Origin of the sequence: Lactiplantibacillus sp. 7.2.4 (assembly GCF_018991185.1) — a bacterium.
Lineage (GTDB): Bacteria > Bacillota > Bacilli > Lactobacillales > Lactobacillaceae > Lactiplantibacillus > Lactiplantibacillus pentosus.
Map to the genome: position 1 here is coordinate 1 of NZ_JAGYGS010000118.1, position 2,864 is coordinate 2,864.

Here is a 2,864-nt window from a genome sequence, read left to right on the forward strand (position 1 = left end):
AAGGTCAGGTGCTGCTCAAGCTCAGCGGTGCTACCATGCAACGCCAGGTCCTCGTCGATGTCACGCAGCGTCACCGCCAGCGTCCGCAGCGCCTGTTCGGCAAAGCGGTTGACCTGCGCTTCTACCGCAGTTTGACCAGCTGGCAATGTTACGAGTTGGTCGTGGTCCAGAATGGCATCAGTTTTGGCTAAAATCACGTCTGGCGCACCTTTAGTCAGCACCTGATACTGGTCGCCATCTTTAATGACGACACTCATCATTTTACGGTCGCTGTCAAACGGCAGTTCGCGAATGATGTCGATGTCCTGCGCCTGGTCTTTGCTCAAAATCGTATCGCGATCGATACCAAATTTGTGGCCCATCACTACCAGCGCTACGTCGGTGGGGTTGCCATACGGGCGGCTGCGGCCTTCGTCGTCGGTTTGAATCGCCGCTTCGTTATTCAGGACAGCGGCCATCATGAAGCGCGAAAAGCCGGGGGTGTCGGCTTCGTCATCAGGGATGATTTCGCCTACTGGTTCATAGCCGTCGCCTTCCACCACATAACTGGCGCCATTGGCATAAAACCGGGTGACAGTCATTTCATTTTTGGTCAAGGTACCAGTTTTATCTGAGGCAATGTAGCTGGTGGCCCCTAGGGTTTCCACACTGTTCAGGGACTTGATCAGACCGTTGTTTTTGGCCAGCATCGTGGCCCCGACCGTGAGCACAATTGACAGCACCGCCGGTAGCGCATCGGGAATCGCGGCCACCGCCAAGGCAATCGCCGTAGAGAGGGATTCGGCCAGCGCAGCGAAGGAGAGACTGCCAGTTTGCTGATAGGCTTTCAAGAGCTCCACCAGCAACGTGAACGCCACAATCACCATCGCCACCATCATCAGTTTGGTGGTCAGGCGCGCAATGGTGCGTTCAATCGGGGTCTTTTTGTCCTTGACTTGATCCAGCAAGGTGGCGATTTTGCCCAGCTCGGTTTGCATGCCGGTCGCAACCACCACCCCGAGGCCGTTACCATGCGTCACTGTCGCACCAGAAAAGCCCATGTTGGTGCGGTCACCGATTTGCACGTCAGCGCCCAATGCGTGGGTTTGTTTTTGCACAGGTTCCGCTTCGCCGGTGAGGTGGGCTTCGTTGGTTTGCAGCTCGGCGACATGGAGCCAGCGAACGTCGGCTTCGATGAAGTCGCCGGTTTTGACACTGACAATATCGCCAGGCACCAGCTCGGTGGCTGGCACCGTCAGCCAGTCGCCATCGCGCAGGGCCTTGGCGTGGTGATCCGCCATCACCTTCAGGGCGTCCAGGGATTTTTGTGCGCTTTTGGCTTGCCAGAAGGAGAGGCCGGCATTAACGAAAATCAGCAGCAGAATCGCAATGCTTTCATACACTGCCGCCATACCATGGCTGGGGTCGTGGCGCACGAAGAAGTCATAGCCGGCGCTGGCCCAGGCCAATAGCACGGCGATGAATAAAATAATCACCAAAGGTTCTTTCAAGGTGGCCAAAAACTGGCGCCAGGCTGGTAGGGGCTTGCTGGCGGCCAAGGCGTTGGGGCCATGCTGGGTGAGCCGGGCCTGTGCTTCTTCACTGGTGAGGCCGCTTTGCCGGCTGGTGGCCAAGCGCTTTAGGACATCTGCTTTGTGTTCGTTGTAAGGGGTCATAAGTTTCCTCCAATAAGAAAAGGCCGCACCCAAGAATCGCTTTCCTCCCCGAGAAAGCTTTCTTGAGCACCGCCCAACCGAGTTTTTTGAATTAGTTACCTTTTATTGCTAGTTTAAAGGATACCTAATGTTGCTGTCAAAAGATTTGGCCCGGGCCGCCGGTGGCGTGGGCAACGTGCACGTTTTCTAGTCGCTAAACTGTGAACAATGCTAGTGCTAAATGCAAAACTGAGCAAGGAGATGAACTATAAGCGGGGGACCCTTTGCTATTGAGGAGGAAGGCGAAGTAGAGAAAGAGCGGTGATTTGAACTCGAAACAGCGGCGCCGCAGGCTAGCAGCACTGTTAGATTAATCGCCAGCAGCAGATACTAGACAGCTTCTTATATTTTGAAAAAAGACAAGAAGCTATTATTAATCGTCCTGGCTTCGTTATTTAGCCCTCTAAGAGCCTGTTGAGGGCTTTTTGTTTTTGCTTTGGTATAAATATATATAAACAGTCTCAAAACCGCTAAAAACGAAAAATAAGGCCCTTAAAAACGAACATAGCAGTTGAATTCTTGTTAAGATTCAGAAAAACTAACTGTTTGCTGTCAATGGTAGCGGACGAGCGTAGCGTGGGAGCATAAGGAATTGACAGCTCTAAATCAGTCTTAACACTGAAATGGCGAAAGCCAAAGTTTTATAGAAACTTTGCTTTCCTGCCTAACGGCGAGTGAAAAAGCGGTCAAGCTGGTTCAGCTTGGACGGGGTTCGGGGCGTCAGCGCCCGAATAAACGTGGCTTGTTACACCTTATCTGGCAACGAACAGAGTAAGGCGCAAGGAGCGTAGCGACTGGAGTTGAATGTGAGCCTGTTTTTAGCTCACTCCTTTGTGTTTTTTGTTTCTAGGTTTTGGTCTCGTACAGTAGTGCCTCTTTTATACCTCTTTTATAAACCTCTTTTATACCTCTTTTAGACCCCTATTGAGCCTTACTCTCCCAAGGATCACAGAAGGTTATCAAGTACCTTTTGTCTGTTTATCAAGTACCTTTATAAGTTCTGTACTTGATAAAAAGGTACTTTTATTTTAATATGTGTTTGAGGTGATAATCATGTCTAATGAGTTAGAATCTGTTTAAAATCTTTTTAAGAGTAATATCAAGAAAGCGAGAATAATCATTTGGCGACTTGAATTAAGGTGCCGCTCACAATTTTTCCAGAGCCGACGG

The 2,864-nt window shown here is 50.7% G+C and carries 1 protein-coding gene and 1 pseudogene; both read right to left on the minus strand.

Going from position 1 to position 2,864, the window contains the following annotated elements; all coding sequences use genetic code 11:
* Positions 1–1,655: HAD-IC family P-type ATPase (locus tag KGF70_RS16675; protein WP_216786513.1), on the minus strand; the 1,655-nt coding region annotated here is incomplete at its 3' end.
* A 1,115-nt stretch (positions 1,656–2,770) separates the two neighbouring features.
* Positions 2,771–2,864 (minus strand): annotated as a pseudogene (locus tag KGF70_RS16680) (IS5/IS1182 family transposase); the annotation flags it as partial.